Origin of the sequence: Nonomuraea sp. NPDC050547 (assembly GCF_044457345.1) — a bacterium.
Classification (GTDB): domain Bacteria; phylum Actinomycetota; class Actinomycetes; order Streptosporangiales; family Streptosporangiaceae; genus Nonomuraea.
The window spans coordinates 294071-310935 of sequence record NZ_JBITGW010000014.1; the positions used below are offsets into that span (position 1 = coordinate 294071).

Consider the following 16865-nt stretch of genomic DNA (forward strand, 5'->3'; position numbering starts at 1 on the left):
TCGCAAAACTTCCTTGTCCTCCCCGTTCCTATGTATCTGTCAATTTCACTCCGCCGGCCACCAGGCACGCCCGCAGCTCGGCGATCTGCCTGTCGTCCGCTTCCACGAGCGGCAGCCGTACCGGGCCCACGGGCATTCCGACCAGGCCGAGCGCCGCCTTGGCCATGATCGCCCCACCGGCGCGCAGCATGATCCCGTCAACCACCGGAATCAACTGGTGGTGGATGGCGCGCGCTTGCTCGGCGTGGTTGTTCCGGAACAGCTGGATCATCTTGGCCAGCTCCGCGCCGACCACGTGCCCGACCACGCTCACGAACCCGGCCGCGCCCACCGACAGCCACGGCAGGTTGAGCAGGTCATCCCCCGAGTAGAAGGCCAGGTCGGTGGCGAGCATCACCTGACCGGCGGCGAACATGTCGCCCTTGGCGTCCTTCACCGCGACGATGCGCTCGTGCTGCGCCAGCCGGATCAGGGTCTCGGTGGCGATCGGAACCCCGCTGCGGCCCGGGATGTCGTAAAGCATCACCGGCAGCTGGGTCGAGTCCGCCACCAGCGAGAAGTGTCGGTAGAGCCCCTCCTGCGGGGGCTTGTTGTAGTACGGCGTGACGACGAGCAACCCGTGGGCGCCCGCCCGCTCGGCCGCCTTGGCCAGCGTGACGCTGTGGTGGGTGTCGTTGGTGCCCGCTCCGGCAACGACGGTCGCCCGATCACCCACAGTTTCCAGCACCGCCTCCAGGATGCGAGTTTTCTCCTCATCCGAGGTGGTGGGGCTCTCGCCGGTCGTCCCACTGACGATCAGGCCGTCATTGCGCTGCTCATCAACCAGGTAGGTCGCGAGCCGCCGCACAGCGGCATAGTCGACGGCGCCGTCCCGAGTGAACGGCGTGACCATCGCGGTCAGCATGCGACCGAAGGGGGCGTCGGTGGTTCCATTGGGCGAAGCCATAGTGCGAACGCTACCCGGATTCCCCAAACGCCACCGACAGCGCCACCCCGATAGTGGCCTCTGCTGGGGTTTGAGGTCTATCCGTTACGCCAGCGTGTGCTCTCCCCGACGTCCCCTATCCATCCAACTGCACCCCTATGTTACGGCACAGCCAAGTGAACGCCTCCCACCGCCGCGAGCGCGCCCCGATCGGCCGCACGCTTCTCACGTCGGACGTGGTAACCCGCCGTAACGACGCCCCTGACCCGACCAAGTGGTCACCCCCCGATTTACCGCAATCCAGCGGCACATCCTCATTGCCGGGTAACCGGCCTGGGATGCCTCTTGAGGGTGTCCTTGCTACGTGGCCGGCCTGGCTCGGGCTACTTGCCGGGGAGGCTGCCCGTTGGCGGCCGCCATCTGGCTGGTGTTCTCGCCGACACCGCGATCCGCTGGGCGCTGCCGAGTTTGGAGCGTCTGGCGAGAGGGGCACCCCACCCATCGCTCATGCCCACAGCCCACAGCCCACAGCCCACAGCCCACAGCCCACAGCCCACAGCCCACAGCCCACAGCGACAGGTTGCCCGTAACCACAGCTCAAGGTGCGCAGTCCGAGCCCTCCGATGGACACCACCGCTTACGACCAGGAGCAGTCCCTGATATGGCTGGCGTTTCGTTCGCGCGGCTTGGCCGAATCCGCAGGTCATGGCCTGATGCCGTCTACCTGCTGGTGCAGGCGGCCCCGGACCGGTATCGGCGCCTGGTCAGGGGTTGCGGTTGGTGGTGGATGTTTGTGGCCAGGGTGGAGGTGGTTACCGGGGGCCCGTATCGCCACATGTGGGGTTTCGGCAGCACGTCCGGTCGTGTCCTGGAAATGGAAGAGGTCGCCGATATGTGCTCGGGGGTACACACATCGACGACCTCTAACGGAGAATCGGTCACCCTTACACCCGCGTTACAGGGTTTCGCGGACAATTTTCCGCCAACGCAAAGTTGGTACTCCAACACTCGGCGATGACGGATGGTTACCTGCCGAATACGGCAACATGGGGCAACGCCTCACACGAACCCCAGGGATGCACTAGTGGCCACCTCTGATCCGGTCTACCTGCGCGTCGTCGAAGACATTCGGCGGCAGATCAACGACGGCACCCTCCTCCCCGGCGCGCCCATCCCCTCACGGGCGCAACTCACCCGTAAATACCAGGTCGGCGAGACCGCGGCGCGTCACGCGCTGCGCGTGCTGGCCGCCGAAGGTCTCATCATCGGCCGCGTGGGCTCCGGCCATTACGTACGGGAACAGCCGGAGCTGTCCCCGTTGCACCGTTGGCGATTTCTCGACCACCCGGCCCCTTTCGCCGCCGACCTGCAGTCGCAGGGCAGGCGTGTGACTTGGGACTGGCACAGCGAACCCGCCGAAGCCGGGCCGGACATCGCCCGGCGGCTGCGTGTCGACGAGTCCGTGACGGTCTCGCGTACCCGATATGTCTTCCGCGGCGACGGCAAGGCGCTGCAACTGGCCACCTCGTATGAGCCGATCGAGTTCGCGGCCCACTCGGAGGACGAACGGCGCAGCCTGGTGACCCGGATGTCCGCACATGGCATCAAGATCACGGAGATCGTGGAGAGCGTGCGCACGCGCGTGCCGCGCCCTACGGAGAGTGACGCTCTGGACCTTCCGGCCGGGGTACACGTTCTCCACGTCGAACGCACTCACTGGGCCGGCGACCGCCCCGTCGAGACGAGCGACATCGTGATCCCCGGCGACCGATTCCAGGTGGTGTACAGCATGCCCATGTAATTCATCGGACGTTCCTTCCGATCAAGTCTGGATTCGACCGTAATCTCTGGTTATCGTCACGGCAATACCTCCGATGTATGGAGTGCCGATGAGTCCAAGGATGCTGGCAGGAATGACCATGGTCGCGGTGATGCTGGTGGCGCCTCCGGCGGGGGCAGACATTCGGGCCGAAGGCGCCCCGGCACACGAAGACCCGCAAACCGACGGACCGCCGACCGGCGACGCCACGACCCGCGCGGCCCTTTCCCAGCAGGCCGGGACAGAGCGGAGAGCGCCCGAAGAGCTGGCGGCCCAGGGATCCACGACGGTGGCGCGGCCCGGAACTGGTGCAGAGTCGCGGGAGTTCCCCACGGGTGCCGCGCGACCGGAGCCTGCCAAGGGCGCCGCACATCCGGAACCTGCCAAGGGTGCCGCACATCCGAAGTCTGCCAAGGGTGCCGCGCAGCCAGAGTCTGCCGAGGTCTGGGCAGGCTACGGGCCTCCCGTTGGTGCGATGGTCCAGCAGGCTTCCGGCCCAGTGGCGGCCCCTGGGCGTTCTGAAACGGCGAAGTTCCAGAAGGCTGCTGTAGAACCGTACACGCTATGGTTTGACGAGCCGGCGCCTGACTCCAACAGCGGGTGGGAGCAGCGGTCGTTGCCGATTGGTAACGGGGCGCTGGGGGCGACGGTGTTCGGCGGGGTGGCGGCTGAGCGGCTGCAGTTCAACGAGAAGACCTTATGGACCGGTGGGCCGGGGGTCAGCGACTACAACTACGGCAACTGGGACACTTCGCGACCGGGGGCGCTTGAGGGTATTCGCGAACGCATCTGGAAAGAGGGCGGGGTCAAGCCCGAGGACGTACTGGCGGCGTTGGGGCACAAGTCCGACTCGCCGCGCCATCGGCGCTTCGGGGCGTATCAGAGCTTTGGGGACCTCCGACTGACTTTCACCCAGCCACCCACCGCTCCGGACAACCCCTCAGAGCGACCCGCCTCCAGCCCGAAAGCCGCTGATCCGTCGGGCTGGGACGAGGGGGCGGACTCGGGCGAGAGGACGGGCTCGGCTTCGGGCGAAAGGGCAGGCTCGGGCTCAGCTTCGGGCGAAAGAGCGGGCTCGGGCTCAGCTTCGGACGAAAGGGCAGGCTCGGGCTCAGCTTCGGACGAAAGAGCGGGCTCGGGCTCAGCTTCGGACGAAAGAGCGGGCTCGGGCTCAGCTTCGGACGAAAGGGCAGGCTCGGGCTCAGCTTCGGACGAAAGAGCGGGCTCGGGCTCGGCTTCGGACGAAAGGGCAGGCTCGGGCTCGGCAGCTTCCGGGTCAACCGCCCCTGGCCTGGCAACCTCCAGCCCAGCAACCCCACGCCTGACGGCCTCGGGTACGACGACCTCAGGGCTGCCAGCCTCGGGTCTGACAGTCCGGGGTCCCGCTGGCTCAGAACCGGCGGACGCCTCCGAATACCGCCGCTACCTCGACATTTCCCAAGCAGTGGCAGGCGTCTCCTACACCTCAGCGGGCGTCGGCTTCACCAGGGAGTACTTCGCCTCCGCCCCGGCGGGCGTGATCGTGGGCCGTCTGTCGGCGAGCGCGCCAGGTCAGGTGTCGTTCAAGGCCGAGATCTCCACTCCGGCCAACCGCACCAGAACCGCCACGGCCTCCGACGGCCGCGTCACGGTCAAGGGCGCCCTGGCCGGCAACGGCATGCGGTACGAGACCCAGCTCCACGTGGTCAACCGGGGCGGAAGCCGTATCGATGGAGCGGATGGGTCGGTGACGGTCACGGGTGCGGACGAGGTGGTGTTGATCCTCGGTGCGGGCACCGACTATGCCGCGCAATATCCGATGTATCGGGGTGATGACCCTCATGCCAAGGTCACCGCTCAGGTGGATCGGGCGGTCAGGCTGGGGTATGACGGGCTGCTCAAGAAGCATCAGGCCGACTATCGGGGGCTGTTCGACCGGATGCGTGTGGAGTTGGGTGGGGTGATGCCGGCCGTACCGACGGACGAGCTTCTTGCCTCCTACGGCGCCGCACCTCAGGCGGATCGCGCGCTTGAGCAGCTTTACTACCAATTTGGGCGATATCTGCTGGTTTCATCTTCCCGGCCGGGATCACTGCCCGCCAATCTGCAGGGTGTCTGGAATGTCCATGAGGCGCCCCCGTGGCAGGCCGACTACCACGTCAACATCAACCTGCAGATGAACTACTGGCCGGCCGAGATGACCAATCTCGGTGAGACGTTCGAGCCGTTTGCCCGCTATGTCGATGGGCTGCGCGAGCCCGGACGGGTGACGGCGCGGCAGATGTACGGTGCGGATGGGTTCGTCGCGCACCATGCCTCGAACATCTTCGGCCACACGGGCGCTTGGGATCATCCCGCCTATTTCTTCCCGGAGTCCGGCGCGTGGCTGGCCGGCCAGCTGTACGACCACTACCGATTCACCCGCGACCGCTCCTTCCTGAAGAAGACCGCGTACCCGGTCATGAAGGACGCGGCGCGCTTCTGGCTCGATTTCCTGCAGACCGACCCGCGCGACGGCAAACTCGTCGCCATCCCCAGCCGCTCGCCCGAACTCGGTCCGTCGGTGGCGGGGGCGTCGATGTCGCAGGAGATCTTGTGGCAGCTGTTCACCGAGGTCAGGGAGGCCGCGCTGCTGACCGGCGACCCGGCGTTCGCGGCGAAGGCCAAGAAGGTGCTCAAGAAGCTCGATCCCGGGCTGCGCATCGGAAAGTGGGGCCAGCTTCAGGAATGGAAGGAAGACCTGGACGACCCGGACGAGACACACCGCCACGTTTCTCATGTGTACGCGCTTCACCCGGGCCATCAGATCTCCCCGCGAACCACTCCAGAGTTCGCGGAGGCCGCCAAGGTCTCGCTGAACGCTCGTACGGACGCGGGGACCGGCTGGAGCAAAGCCTGGAAAATCAACTTCTGGGCGCGTCTGCTCGATGGCGACCGGGCCCACAAACTGCTCGGCGAGCAGCTCAGGACCAGCACCCTGCCCAACCTGTGGGGCACGCATCCGCCGTTCCAGATCGACGGAAATTTCGGGGCGACGGCGGGAATGACGGAGATGCTCCTGCAGTCCCATCTGGGTGCCCTTGACCTGCTCCCGGCCCTGCCCGCCGCCTGGGCCGACGGCTCAGTGGACGGCCTGCGTGCGCGCGGTGCGTACACGGTGGGACTGACGTGGAAGGGCGGCAGGCCATCCGAGGTACGGCTTCGCGCTGACAAAACGGGTTGGGTGACGCTACGGCATGACATGTTTCGCATGCCGGTACGCGTCTACCAGAGCGGCCGTCCGGTCGCCGCCGTCCGCCATGGCGACAAGCTCCTCATCACCACCAAATCCAATGCGAACTATCGCATTGTGCCCGCATGAATACTGTCGGTGGCGGTTGATAGAAAGTTCTCGTGCTAGTCAACGACCTGCCCGCTCACGAGCGGCCACGCGAGCGCCTCATGGCGTCCGGCGGCGCCGCCCTCGCCGACCGTGAGCTGCTCGCCGTGCTCCTCGGGTCCGGGTTCCGTGGGGCCGGGGCCGTCGAGCTCGCCGCGCGGGTCATCGAGCACTGCGGTGACCTCGGTGAACTCGCCCGCGCCGAGCCCCATCGCCTCCTCGCCGTCCGGGGCGTGGGGCCTGCGAAGGCCGCACGCGTCGCCGCCGCCTTCCATCTCGTACGGCGGGCGCAGGCCGGGCCGGAGCGGGCCAGGATCACCGGGAGCTCCGACCTGGCCGAGGTCACCGCGCCGTTGCTCCGCGGGCACACGCGCGAGCGGCTCGCGATCGTGGTGTGCGACGGCCAGGGCGGCATCCTGCGACGTACCGTCCTGACGGAAGGCGGGGCCGACCATACTCTGTTCCCGGTCCGCGAGATCATCACCACCGTGCTCACCATGGGCGGCGCCGCGTTCGGGGTCGCCCACAACCACCCGGCCGGCACCCTCACCCCCAGCCACGCCGACCTGACCGCCACGACCCGCCTGGCGGAGGCAGCCGACACCGTGGGCCTGCGCCTCCTCGACCACCTGATCATCACCGACACCGCCTGGCGCCGCATCCCCAACCCGTAGCCGTGCCTTGCCTGGGGGTACGGCTGGGCGGGCTGTTGCCCGGGATGGCGGGTGGTCGGGAGGGCCGAGGGCATGGGCGGGTGAGCCCAGGAGCGGGCGGGCCAGGGGTCAAAGGCGGGAGAGGGCGGAGCCACGGACGGGCGGGCCGGGAGCAGGTGGGCCGGAGGCCGTGGCCAGGGCCGAAAAGGTTGGGGGCGTGCGCGTTGCGCCGGGAACCGCCGGGCCACGTCTCGCCGACGCGGCGCCGGACAAGCGTGGGATTCCCCGCACTTCCCCGGTAACCGGAGCCAGGGGCGGGTGGGCCGGAGGCGGCGGCAGGGGGCGGACAGGCGGGGTCGGGTTTGGGTGCGGGCAGCGGACGGGCGGGGCGAGGGGCGTGCGCGTTGCGCCGGGAACCACCGGGCAACATCTCGCCGACGCGGCGCCGGACAAGCGTGGGATTCCCCGCACTTCCCCGGTAACCGGAGCCAGGGGCGGGTGGGCCGGAGGCGGTGGCAGGGGGCGGACAGGCGGGGTCGGGGTTTGGGGTGCGGGCAGCGGACGGGCGGGGCGAGGGGCGTGCGCGTTGCGCCGGGAACCACCGGACCACGTCTCGCCGACGCGGCGCCGGACAAGCGTGGGGGGTGCGCCCTGCCTCCCCGACCACCGGGGCGGAGGGCGGCGACATGGACGAGCGGGGTCGGGTTGGGGTTTGGGTGCGGACAGCGGACCGGGTCCGGGATGGGGCAGGGCGTGGGTGGAAGGGGGCGGATGGGGAGTGAAGGGATCTGGGAGTGGCGGGTTGGGTTTGGGGTGGGGTGGCGGGTTGGGGTGGGGTGGGGTGGCGGGTTGGGGTGGGGTGGGGTGGCGCCGGGGAGTCGGGTTGGGCCCCGGCGCCAGGTAGTGGTTAGTTGGGCTTGCGGCCGATTAGGAGGGTGGTGAGTTCGTTCAGGGCCACCGGGCTGTCCACCTGGAAACCCGCCTCACGCAGCCACCCCTCCCCCTGCGCGATCGTGTACTCCGACGAGCCGCTGAGCAGCGCCATGTTCAAGCTCATCAGCAACCCGAACGCCGACTCCTCCCGCTGGTCGTCGATCATGCTGTCGTAGATGAGCAGCGCGCCGCCCGCGGGCAGGTGGTCGTAGGCGCGCTGGATGATCTGGCGGCGCTGGGACTCGACCCAGTCGTGGAGCACGTGCCCGATCACGTACACCTCGGTCTCGGGCAGCGGGTCGGTGAAGAAGCTGCCGGCCTGGAAGCGGACTCGGGTGCCCAGGTCGGTCGAGGCCACCAGCTCGTCGAACAGCGGGTTGAGGGGGGCCAGGTCGAAGGTGACGCCCTCCAGGTGGGGGTGGGCGGCGGCGATGCGGGTGGTGAGCATGCCGCGGCAGCCGCCGAGGTCGGCGAAGGACTTCACCGAGGACCAGTCGAACTTTTCGGAGATGGGGCGGCCGAGGAGGGTGGCGTAGCCGTCCATGCCTTCGGCGAAGGAGCGGGTGCGCTGGGGGGTGGCGTACAGGGCGGGCATGGGGTCGTCGACCTTGGCGCCGTGGGCCAGGTTGGCGGCGGTCTTGAGGAAGGAGGTCAGGTCGCCCCACGCGGGGTAGAGGCGTCGCTGGTTGAGGGCGAGGAAGCCGCCGATGTACTCGGGGGCGCCGGGGGTGAGGTACGCGCTGGCGGCGGCGGTCGGGCCGTAGCCGCTCGCGTCTCTGGTGAGCAGGCGCATGGCGACGAGCGCGTCGAGGAAGTCGCCGGCGACGTTCTGGTGGAGGCCGAGGTCGTCGCGCAGGCGCTCGAAGGGGACCGGGCCGTCGGCGACCTTGGAGAAGACGCCGAGTTCTACGGCGGCGTAGAGGGCCTGGGCCTCGTAGAAGCCGGTGGCCGTCTTGATCAGAGAAGCTGCGGTCAGCGTCATGGGCTGTCTCCTAGTCCTTGGTGAAGCAGAGGATGAAGGCGTCGCCGCGGGTGCTCGGCGTGTAGGCGGTGGTGGCATAGGCGTGGTACGGCTGCCGCTCGACGACCACGCGGTCGAAGAAGCGCAGGTAGCGTTCGAGGATGGTGGCGGCGGACGCGGTGCAGGTGGCGGCGTCGGGCACGTCGCCGTCGAGGGAGAACATGGGCACGAACGTGCCGCCGGGGCGCAGCGCGCGCACCACCTTGGGCATGAACGCGTCGAGCCTGGCCCGGTCCTCGAAGATGGCCTTGGGCAGTTCGGGGTCGAAGAAGACGCCGTCGTAGCTTTCGGGCCGGAGGGTGTCCACGTGGTCGAAGAAGTCGGCTTCGACGATCTCGAGGGTGGCGGGCACGTCGGGGTTGGCCTCGCGGAACAGCTCGATGACCTTGGGGTGCTTCTCGACGACGGTGTGCCGGTAGGTGTCGGCGCGCCCGGCGATGCGCAGGGCGGAGTAGCCGAGCCCGAGGCCGACCTCCAGGAACTCGCCGCCGCGCTCGCACAGCAGGTCGGCGGAGCGCCACATGAGGGAACGTTCCCACCCCTGCATGGCCTGGACTTCGCCGATGTAGAGCGTCACCTCTCCTTTCTCGTCGCGCACGAGGTTGATCTCGGTATCCGGAAGGGTCGTCATGTCTCTCCCTTGGTGAGGTGGTCGATGAAGCCGGTGGTGTGGGCGCCTTTGCGGAAGACGGGGGTGGCGAGCACCTCGCGCAGGAAGGCGGCGTTGGTGCGCAGTCCCGGCCCGGAGACGCGCAGCTCGGACAGGGCCCGGTCCATGCGGTCGATGGCCTGGTCCCGGTCGGCGCCCCAGGTGACGATCTTGGCGATCATGGGGTCGTAGTCGGGCGGGATGCGGGTTCCGGCCCGCACGTGGGTGTCCACGCGGACGAACGGGCCGCCGGGCGGCGTGAACTCCTCGATGAGGCCGGGGGCGGGGGCGAAGTTCCGCTCGGGATCTTCGGCGTTGATGCGGCATTCGAGCGCCGCGCCCCGCCGTACGACGTCTTCCTGCCGGAACGGCAGAGGGTGTCCGGAGGCGACGGCGAGTTGCTCGCTGACCAGGTCGAGGCCGGTGACGAGTTCGGTGACGGGGTGTTCGACCTGGATGCGGCAGTTGGTCTCGATGAAGAAGTAGTCGCCGGTGTCGTCGTCGACGAGGAACTCGAAGGTGCCGAGTCCGCGGTAGCCGATGGCGCGGGCGCCGGCGAGCGCGGCCTGCGCCATCCGCTCGGCGAGCTCGGGCGCGACGGCGGGCGAGGGGGTCTCCTCCAGCAGCTTCTGACGGCGCCGCTGGGTGGAGCAGTCACGTTCGCCCAGGTGTACGGCGTTGCCGTGCGCGTCGCAGATCACCTGGATCTCCACGTGGTGCGCGGCCCGCAGGTAGCGCTCCAGGCAGACCCGGTCGTCGCCGAACAGGAGCTGGGCCTCGGCCCGTACCCGCCGGTAGGAGCCGGAGAAGTCGTCGCCGGAGTACACGATCGCCATGCCGCGCCCGCCGCCCCCGGCGACGGCCTTGATGACGACCGGGTAGCCGACCTCGTCGGCGAGCCGGCGGCCTTCTTCCTCCTCGACCGCGTGCAGGCTGCCGGGCAGGACCGGCACCCCGGCCGCGCTCATGGTGGCGCGAGCGGCGGCTTTGTCGCCCATGGCCTCGATGACGTCGGCGGACGGGCCGATGAACGTGAGTCCGTACTCCTCGCAGATGCGGGCGAACTCCGCGTCCTCCGACAGGAATCCGTAGCCGGGGTGCACGGCGTCGGCGCCGGACTGCAGGGCGGCCTCGACGAGGGCGGCGGCGTTGAGGTAGCTGCGCCGGGCTGGGGCGGGGCCGATCCTGATGGTCTGGTCGGCCCAGTCGGGCGGCGCGTCGGCCGCGGAGTGCACGGCGACGGTCCTGATGCCGAGTTCCCGGCAGGTACGCCCCACCCGGAGCGCGATCTCGCCCCTGTTGGCGATCAGCACGGTGCCGAACATCATCGCGACCCGGGGAAGAGGGTGTCGCAGGCCGAGGAATCGCCCGGCGCGATGACCACGAGCGGCTGGTCGTACTCGACCGGCGCCGCGTCGGCCGCGGGGATCTCGACGACGCGGCCGGGGGCCTCGGCGACGATCGGGTTCATGAGCTTCATCGACTCGACGATCCCGATCTGCTGGCCGACCTCGACGGTGTCGCCGACGGAGACGTACGGCGCCGCCCCCGGTTCGGGCGCCCGGTAGAAGGTGCCGACGAGCGGGGCCCGCACCTGGATGTGCCCGTCGTCGGGAAGCGGCGGGTCCACCGTCGTGGTCACCACGGCGGGGAAGCCGTCGCTCCAGGTCAGCTCGGCGCTGGCCAGCCCGTGCGAGATCTTGAGCGTGGCCGGCGGATGCGGCAGCAGGGAGACCAGTCTGGTCGCCGCCTCGCACAGCGTGTCGAAGTCGCTGTCGTTGGGGAGCTCGGTCATGGTTTCACCTCCGGGTGAGTTCTGGGACGCCGAAGCGCCGGAACCGGTCGCGGCGCTGCCGTACCAGTTCGGGGCCGGACAGCGGGAGCAGTTCGGCGAAGGCGGCGCGGACGGCGGCGCCGAGCAGGGCGGCGGCCTTGGCGGGGTCGGTGTGCGCGCCCCCGTCGGGCTCCTCGACGACCGCGTCCACCACGCGCAGCCGCAGCAGTTCGCCCGCCTCGACCTTGAGCGCGGCGGCGGCGCGCGGCGCCTCAGCGGCGCTCTTCCACAGGATCGAGGCGCACCCTTCTGGGGTGATCACGGAGTACCAGGCGTTGGCGCTGATGAGGACGCGGTTGGCGACGGCTAGCGCGAGCGCGCCGCCGCTGCCGCCCTCGCCGGTGACGACGGTGACGACGGGCACGGTGAGCTGGGCCATGAGCCGCTGGCTCTCGGCGATGGCCAGTGCCTGGCCGCGTTCCTCGGCGGACAGGCCGGGGTAGGCGCCGGGCGTGTCGACGAGGGTGAGGACGGGCAGGCCGAGCTTGTCGGCCAGGCGCATCAGCCGGCCGGCCATCCGGTAGCCCTCGGGTGAGGGCATGCCGAAGTTGGAGGCCGTGCGGTCGCGGGTGGTGTGGCCTTTCTGGTGACCGATGAGCATCAGCGGGAGGCCGTCGAGGCGGCCGATGCCGGCCACGATCGACGGGGAGTCGCCGAAGACCCGGTCGCCGTGCAGGCGCAGGAAGTCGTCGAGGACGAGGCCGGCGTAGTCGGCGGTGGTGGGGCGGCCGGTCTCGCGCGCCAGCCGTACGACATCCCAGGGTTCACGCGACGGCGGGATGAACGGCGCGACAGCCTCGAAAGCCGGCGAAGCACCCGAAGAAGCCGATACCAGTGACGACAGCGTCGCGCGCAGCCCGGAGCGCGGCACGATCGCGTCGACCATCCCGTGCTCCAGCAGGAACTCCGCCGTCTGGAAGCCTTCCGGCAGCTCCTGCCTGATCGTCTGCTGGATGACCCGGGGCCCGGCGAAGCCCAGCCGCGCCCCCGGCTCGATGAGGATGACGTCGGCCAGCGTCGCGAACGAGGCGGCCACCCCGCCGAACGTGGGATCGGCGACCACCGAGACCGACAGCACCCCGGCCGCGTCCAGACCGGCGAAGGCCTGGGCGGTCTTGGCCATCTGCATGAGCGCGATCACGCCCTCCTGCATGCGGGCGCCGCCCGAGGCGGTCACGGTGACCAGCGGCGCCCGCTCGGCCGCCGCGGTCTCGGCGGCGAGGGTGACCAGCTCCCCGACGGCGGCGCCGAGGCTGCCGCCGAGGAAGCGGAAGTCCATGACGACCAGCACGATGGGCCGCCCGCCGATCGTCCCGCGTCCGCCGATGGCAGCCTCGTCGAGGCCGGTCGCCGTCCGCGCCGCCGCGACCCTGTCCGGGTACGGCACCGCGTCGACGAACCCCAGCGGGTCCTCCACCACCTCCGGCGTCTCGAAGGGCCGGAACGAGCCCGGGTCGAGCAGCTGCTCCACCCGCTGCCCCGCGGTGACGGGATGATGGCACCCGCACTCGGGGCAGACGCCCAGCGCCCTGCCGAACCGGCGGTGATGGATCATCGCCTGGCAGCGCCGGCAGTGGATCCACCTCTCCTCCACGACTTCCTCCTAGAACGCCGAGACCACGGTGAAGGTCTCGTAGGGCTGCTCGCGGGCGGTGTCGAGGTAGGGGCGCAGCGGGCTGGTGTGGCGGTGGCTGCTGCTGTGCACCCAGTCCTGAAGGTGCTGGGCGCTCTCCCAGTAGCTGGTGACGGCCATGGTGGTCTCGTTCACCTGGGAGTGCAGGAGCTCGTTGCCGAGCATGCCGGGGGTGCCGACGAGCTGCTCGCTGATCTGCTGGTACGTCTTCGACAGCGGCTGCACCTCCTCCTTCGGCACGCGGTACCAGAGGATGACCCGGACCCGCTCGTGGTCGGTCGGCATGGTGGCCATGGAGCCTCCTGTTCGGTAAGGGGCCAGCCGCGCGCGGTTGTCGACGTGCGCGGGGCTGAGTTCGAATTGCCGGAACGCGGACTCGTCGGTCCAGTCGGTGATCACGTAGTAGGCGCCCTCGCCGCGCAGCAGGCTCTGCCCCCGGTTGGCGGGGTGGGCGGCGATGCCCTCGGCGACCTCGCGCCAGGTGCGCTCGAAGGCGTCCTCCTGGCCGGGCCGTACCTGGATGTCGAGCAGCACGCGGAAGGTCACAGCGTGTACACCGCCATGGCCTCGACGTTGCCGAGGAAGACCAGCACCGTGATGACGGTCCTGACCATGTTCCACTTGCCGAAGGCGGGACGGGGGTCGCGCTGCGACCAGTCGGCGGGCAGGTCGTCGGGGTCGAGCCGCATGACCCGCTTCTTCAGCACGGCGTTGCGGGTCGCGGAGATCACGATGACCGCGACCAGTGCTGCGATGAGCGTACCGAGCAGGTATCGTGCGCCCTTGGTGGGCGCGACCAGCAGCAGGTAGACGTCGCACGCCAGCACGCCGACCACCATGATCGGCCCGAGCGGGTCGAACCGGGGCGACCAGTACTGGTGCAGCCGCACGTACTCGCCGGCGGGCAGGCGGCGCATCCAGGGCACGCCGCCGATCGCCGACCACAGGAGCATGCCCGCGACCAGGCCGCTCAGCGCGATGGAGATCTGTGAGACCAGGACGCCCATCGGCTCAGCCCGCCGCCTGCTCGACCAGGCCCTTGATCCGCTTCATCTGGACAGCGGTGTTGGTGTTGAGGCGCTCGCGCATGGCGGCGTCGTCCACCGGGGAGACGGGCTTCATCTCGAAGTCCTGGACCCAGCGCATGCGTACCTGGCCGGGCGCGGTCTCGGTGTACTCCCAGAAGAGGTTCATGTACTTGAACCAGCCGGTCTCGACCCGGTGGGCGCGTACGGTCCTGGTCTCGGGGTCGGAGGTGCGCTCGGAGACCCAGCTCCACGTGTTGCCCTGCGGGTCGGGGTGCATGGTGAGCCGGAACCTGATCGTGTGACCGTCGCGGGCGAGGATCTCGGTGGCGGCGTACTCGCTGAACAGCTCGGGCCACGACTCGACGTCGTTGGTCATCTTCCAGACCAGGTCGAGCGGGGCGGCGATGTCGATGGCGTTGTCGGTGTGGCCGGCCATGATCAGGCCTCCCAGTGGTAGAAGGGCGTGGCCATGGCGTCCTTGGGCTCACGCCAGTTCGGGTCGTAGGGCGAGATGAACTCGCTGAGGCCGGTGTTGAGCTCCTTGTAGAGCTCCGTGCTCCTGGCCTTGTAGAGCCCGTCGGTGATGTCCTCGCCGGCCTCGACCAGGTGGAAGTAGAGGTCGTGGAAGCGGAACAGGGTGCGCCGCGAGGCCCCGATGAGGTGGGGCAGCTCGGAGGCGTCCGACTTGGCGAAGAGGGCGGCGACGGCGTCGGCGTTCGCCGCGTCCATCTTCGCCACGATGAGCGTGCGCTGCATGGTCATCCCTTCTGGTGTTGGGTCAGCCGGCGGCCGGCCTGGAAGAGGGTGTCCGGGGGGTTGAAGCTGTAGCTCAGGCGTACGGCGGGCGTCGGCGGCCGGCCGAACCGGGAGCCCGCGGCCACCCGGATCTTGGCCCGCGCGGCGGCGGCCAGCATGTGCTCCTCGCTGGCGCCGCGCACCCACAGGAAGAACCCGCCGTGCGGCGGCCGGGCGAAGCAGGCCGTGCCCAGGCCTTTGACCAGGGCGTCCCGGCGCGCGCCCAGTTCCTTGCGGAGCATGGTGAGCCTGGTGTCGTAGCCGCCGTCCTCGATGAGGGTGGTGACCGCCAGCGAGGCCAGGTGGTTGAGCCCGCCGCCGCTGGACAGCAGCCCGCCGGCGGCGGCCGCGGCGACCATGGGCGGCGCGGCCAGCATCCAGCCGAGCCGCAGCCCCGGGCCGAGCGTCTTGGCGAACGAGCAGAGCCTGACCACTCCCTCATAGCCCGCCAGCGCGGCCATCGGCGCCGGCATGGTCAGCTCGTCCAGGCACAGCTCGGCGTAGGCGTCGTCCTCCACGACGAGGACGTCGTGCTCGCGGGCCACGTCCAGCAGCGCCAGCCGCCGCTCCTCCCCCACCAGCCGCCCGGTCGGGTTGTGGAAGGTGGGGATCAGGTAGGCGAACGCGATCCGCCTGCCCACCGCCCGGTGCCTGCGGATGGCGGCGGCCAGCGCGTCCGGCTCCGGTCCCGCGTCGTCGGCGGCGAACGGGGCCAGGCGCAGCCCCCGGTCGGTGAAGATCTGCTTGCCGTAGTCGTAGGCGGTCGGCTCGCACAGGACCACGTCGCCCGGCTCGGCCAGCGTGGTGGCCAGCATGTGCAGGGCGTGGGAGGTGCCCGCGGTGATCAGGATGTGCTCGGGTCCGCAGCCTGCGCGTTCGGCGAGGGCCTCGCGCAGGGGCTGGACGCCCTGGTTCTCGCCGTAGGTGAGGGCGGCGGGGCCGTACCGGGAGAAGGCCTTGTCGTAGGCGGCGGCGAGCAGGTCCACGGGGAGCAGGGCGGGGTCGAGGTAGCCGGGGGCCAGGTCGGTGATCCCGGGCGGCGCGACGTCCTGCACGATTCCGGTACGCCAGTACGGGCTCACCCCGCGGCCAGCAGGACGGCGCGCAGTTCTTCCGCCGCGGCGCGGATGGAGCTGTGCGGCCTGGCCAGCGCGATGCGCAGGGAGCGGTCGCCCCGGGCGGGCTCGGCCCAGTGGAACTGGGTGCAGGGCAGCGCGTAGACCTGACGCTTGTGCAGTTCGTCCCAGATGTCGTCGCAGCTCAGGTGGCCCAGGTCGACCCGCTCCACGCTGACGCGGCTGTCGGGGTCGGGGAAGCTGACGCCGGGCACGTCGCCCAGGACGCTTCGCACGATCGCGCGGCCTTCGGCGATGAAGGCGTGCAGGTCGGACAGACCGCCGTTGGCCGCGTCCTCGGCGAAGTGCTCGACGAGGGTCAGGATGAACGGCGAGACGCCGAGCAGGATGTCGGAGTAGATCTTGGGGATCGGCAGGCCGATGTTGCGGCTGTAGGCCAGCAGGCCGACCTTGAGGTCGAGCGTCGCCCAGAGCTTGCCGGTGTCCTCGATGACGACCCACCGGCAGCCGCTGGCCTCCAGCACCGCGTAGTGGTCGTAGTGGGCGCGGGTGTCGAAGCCGCGGAAGGAGGTGTCCAGGGCCAGCACGACGTCGCGCTCCCTGCACACCTCGGCCACCTCGGCCAGCCGCCGGGCCGACAGCACCCGGCCGGTCGGGTTGTTGGGCGTGGTGATGAAAACGCACCCCACCCCCTCCGGTACGGCCAGCGCCGGGTCCCCGGTGTGCAGCGGCTCCTCCTCGACCGGCACCAGCCGCAGCCCCACGCCGCGCAGGATGTCGGGGATGTTGTCGAAGGTCGGATGGACCAGCCCGACCGCGTCCGACGTCGTCACCAGCGACCTGGCCAGGATCTCCATGGCCACGGACGAGGCGTAGCAGCTGAGCACCGCGTTGTCGCCCACGGGGTAGCGGTGCTGGCCGAGCAACTGGAAGAAGGTGCGGTGGGCGGTCCTCTCCAGGTCGGCGATCGGCTGCATCGCGGCCTTCTGGAAGAGCGTGGACAGCTCGTCGATGATGCGCTGCTGGCCGTCGCTGAGCTCCTGGCGGGCGTGGCCGTCGGCCACGTTCAGCTCGCTGTCGAGAGCCAGGATTTCGAGTTCGGTGAGGTTGACATTGCTCGAGATCATCTCTACGCCCCGTC

The 16865-nt window shown here is 69.8% G+C and carries 15 protein-coding genes; 3 read left to right on the forward strand and 12 right to left on the reverse strand.

Annotated elements, in window-relative coordinates:
• Nucleotides 1–28: 28 nt before the first annotated feature.
• Nucleotides 29–946 (reverse strand): 4-hydroxy-tetrahydrodipicolinate synthase, encoded by a 918-nt coding sequence (gene dapA, locus ACIBHY_RS33050; protein WP_397308748.1) that lies wholly within the window; start codon nt 944–946, stop codon nt 29–31.
• 1063 nt (nt 947–2009) lie between these two features.
• On the opposite strand from dapA, the gene ACIBHY_RS33055 reads away from it, so the two are divergent.
• The 3 genes from ACIBHY_RS33055 to ACIBHY_RS33065 all read left to right on the forward strand — a co-directional run bounded on the left by ACIBHY_RS33055 (nt 2010) and on the right by ACIBHY_RS33065 (nt 6776).
• Complete coding sequence (locus ACIBHY_RS33055) at nt 2010–2726, forward strand: GntR family transcriptional regulator (protein ID WP_397248360.1); 717 nt, start codon at nt 2010–2012, stop codon at nt 2724–2726.
• Nucleotides 2727–3219: 493 nt separating this feature from the next.
• On the forward strand, nt 3220–6084 hold the full coding sequence (locus ACIBHY_RS33060; protein ID WP_397308767.1) for a glycosyl hydrolase family 95 catalytic domain-containing protein: 2865 nt from the start codon (nt 3220–3222) through the stop codon (nt 6082–6084).
• Nucleotides 6085–6116: 32 nt separating this feature from the next.
• Nucleotides 6117–6776 (forward strand): RadC family protein, encoded by a 660-nt coding sequence (locus ACIBHY_RS33065; protein ID WP_397308749.1) that lies wholly within the window; start codon nt 6117–6119, stop codon nt 6774–6776.
• An 886-nt stretch (nt 6777–7662) separates the two neighbouring features.
• On the opposite strand, the gene ACIBHY_RS33070 is transcribed toward ACIBHY_RS33065, so the two are convergent.
• The 11 genes from ACIBHY_RS33070 to mppP are packed head-to-tail and all read right to left on the reverse strand — an operon-like array spanning nt 7663 to nt 16851.
• Nucleotides 7663–8670, reverse strand: coding sequence for a methyltransferase (locus ACIBHY_RS33070; protein ID WP_397248354.1), 1008 nt, complete (start codon nt 8668–8670; stop codon nt 7663–7665).
• 10 nt (nt 8671–8680) lie between these two features.
• Nucleotides 8681–9340, reverse strand: a complete 660-nt coding sequence (locus ACIBHY_RS33075) for a class I SAM-dependent methyltransferase (RefSeq protein ID WP_397308750.1) — start codon at nt 9338–9340, stop codon at nt 8681–8683.
• Nucleotides 9337–10686, reverse strand: coding sequence for an acetyl/propionyl/methylcrotonyl-CoA carboxylase subunit alpha (locus ACIBHY_RS33080; RefSeq protein ID WP_397248350.1), 1350 nt, complete (start codon nt 10684–10686; stop codon nt 9337–9339). The genes ACIBHY_RS33075 and ACIBHY_RS33080 overlap by 4 nt, the downstream gene beginning before the upstream one ends.
• The gene (locus ACIBHY_RS33085) at nt 10683–11153 is read right to left on the reverse strand and encodes a biotin/lipoyl-containing protein (protein ID WP_184966878.1); all 471 of its coding nucleotides are present in this window, start codon (nt 11151–11153) and stop codon (nt 10683–10685) included. The genes ACIBHY_RS33080 and ACIBHY_RS33085 overlap by 4 nt, the downstream gene beginning before the upstream one ends.
• 4 nt (nt 11154–11157) lie before the next feature.
• Entirely contained in the window at nt 11158–12786 is a 1629-nt protein-coding gene (locus tag ACIBHY_RS33090; protein WP_397308751.1) for an acetyl-CoA carboxylase carboxyltransferase subunit alpha, read from the reverse strand.
• Nucleotides 12787–12795: 9 nt separating this feature from the next.
• Nucleotides 12796–13371 (reverse strand): antibiotic biosynthesis monooxygenase family protein, encoded by a 576-nt coding sequence (locus ACIBHY_RS33095; protein WP_397248346.1) that lies wholly within the window; start codon nt 13369–13371, stop codon nt 12796–12798.
• Complete coding sequence (locus tag ACIBHY_RS33100; protein WP_397248344.1) at nt 13368–13832, reverse strand: anthrone oxygenase family protein; 465 nt, start codon at nt 13830–13832, stop codon at nt 13368–13370. Before ACIBHY_RS33100 ends, ACIBHY_RS33095 begins: the two co-directional genes overlap by 4 nt.
• A gap of 4 nt (nt 13833–13836) precedes the next feature.
• Nucleotides 13837–14289 carry an SRPBCC family protein gene (locus tag ACIBHY_RS33105; protein WP_397308753.1) on the reverse strand — a complete coding sequence of 151 codons (453 nt, stop codon included), beginning with the start codon at nt 14287–14289 and terminating at the stop codon, nt 13837–13839.
• Between the two features lie 2 nt (nt 14290–14291).
• Nucleotides 14292–14609, reverse strand: a complete 318-nt coding sequence (locus ACIBHY_RS33110; RefSeq protein WP_184966897.1) for a TcmI family type II polyketide cyclase — start codon at nt 14607–14609, stop codon at nt 14292–14294.
• Nucleotides 14610–14611: 2 nt separating this feature from the next.
• Nucleotides 14612–15730, reverse strand: a complete 1119-nt coding sequence (locus ACIBHY_RS33115) for a PLP-dependent aminotransferase family protein (protein ID WP_397248340.1) — start codon at nt 15728–15730, stop codon at nt 14612–14614.
• Nucleotides 15727–16851, reverse strand: a complete 1125-nt coding sequence (mppP, locus tag ACIBHY_RS33120) for an enduracididine biosynthesis enzyme MppP (protein WP_397248338.1) — start codon at nt 16849–16851, stop codon at nt 15727–15729. The genes ACIBHY_RS33115 and mppP overlap by 4 nt, the downstream gene beginning before the upstream one ends.
• Between the last annotated feature and the right edge of the window lie 14 nt (nt 16852–16865).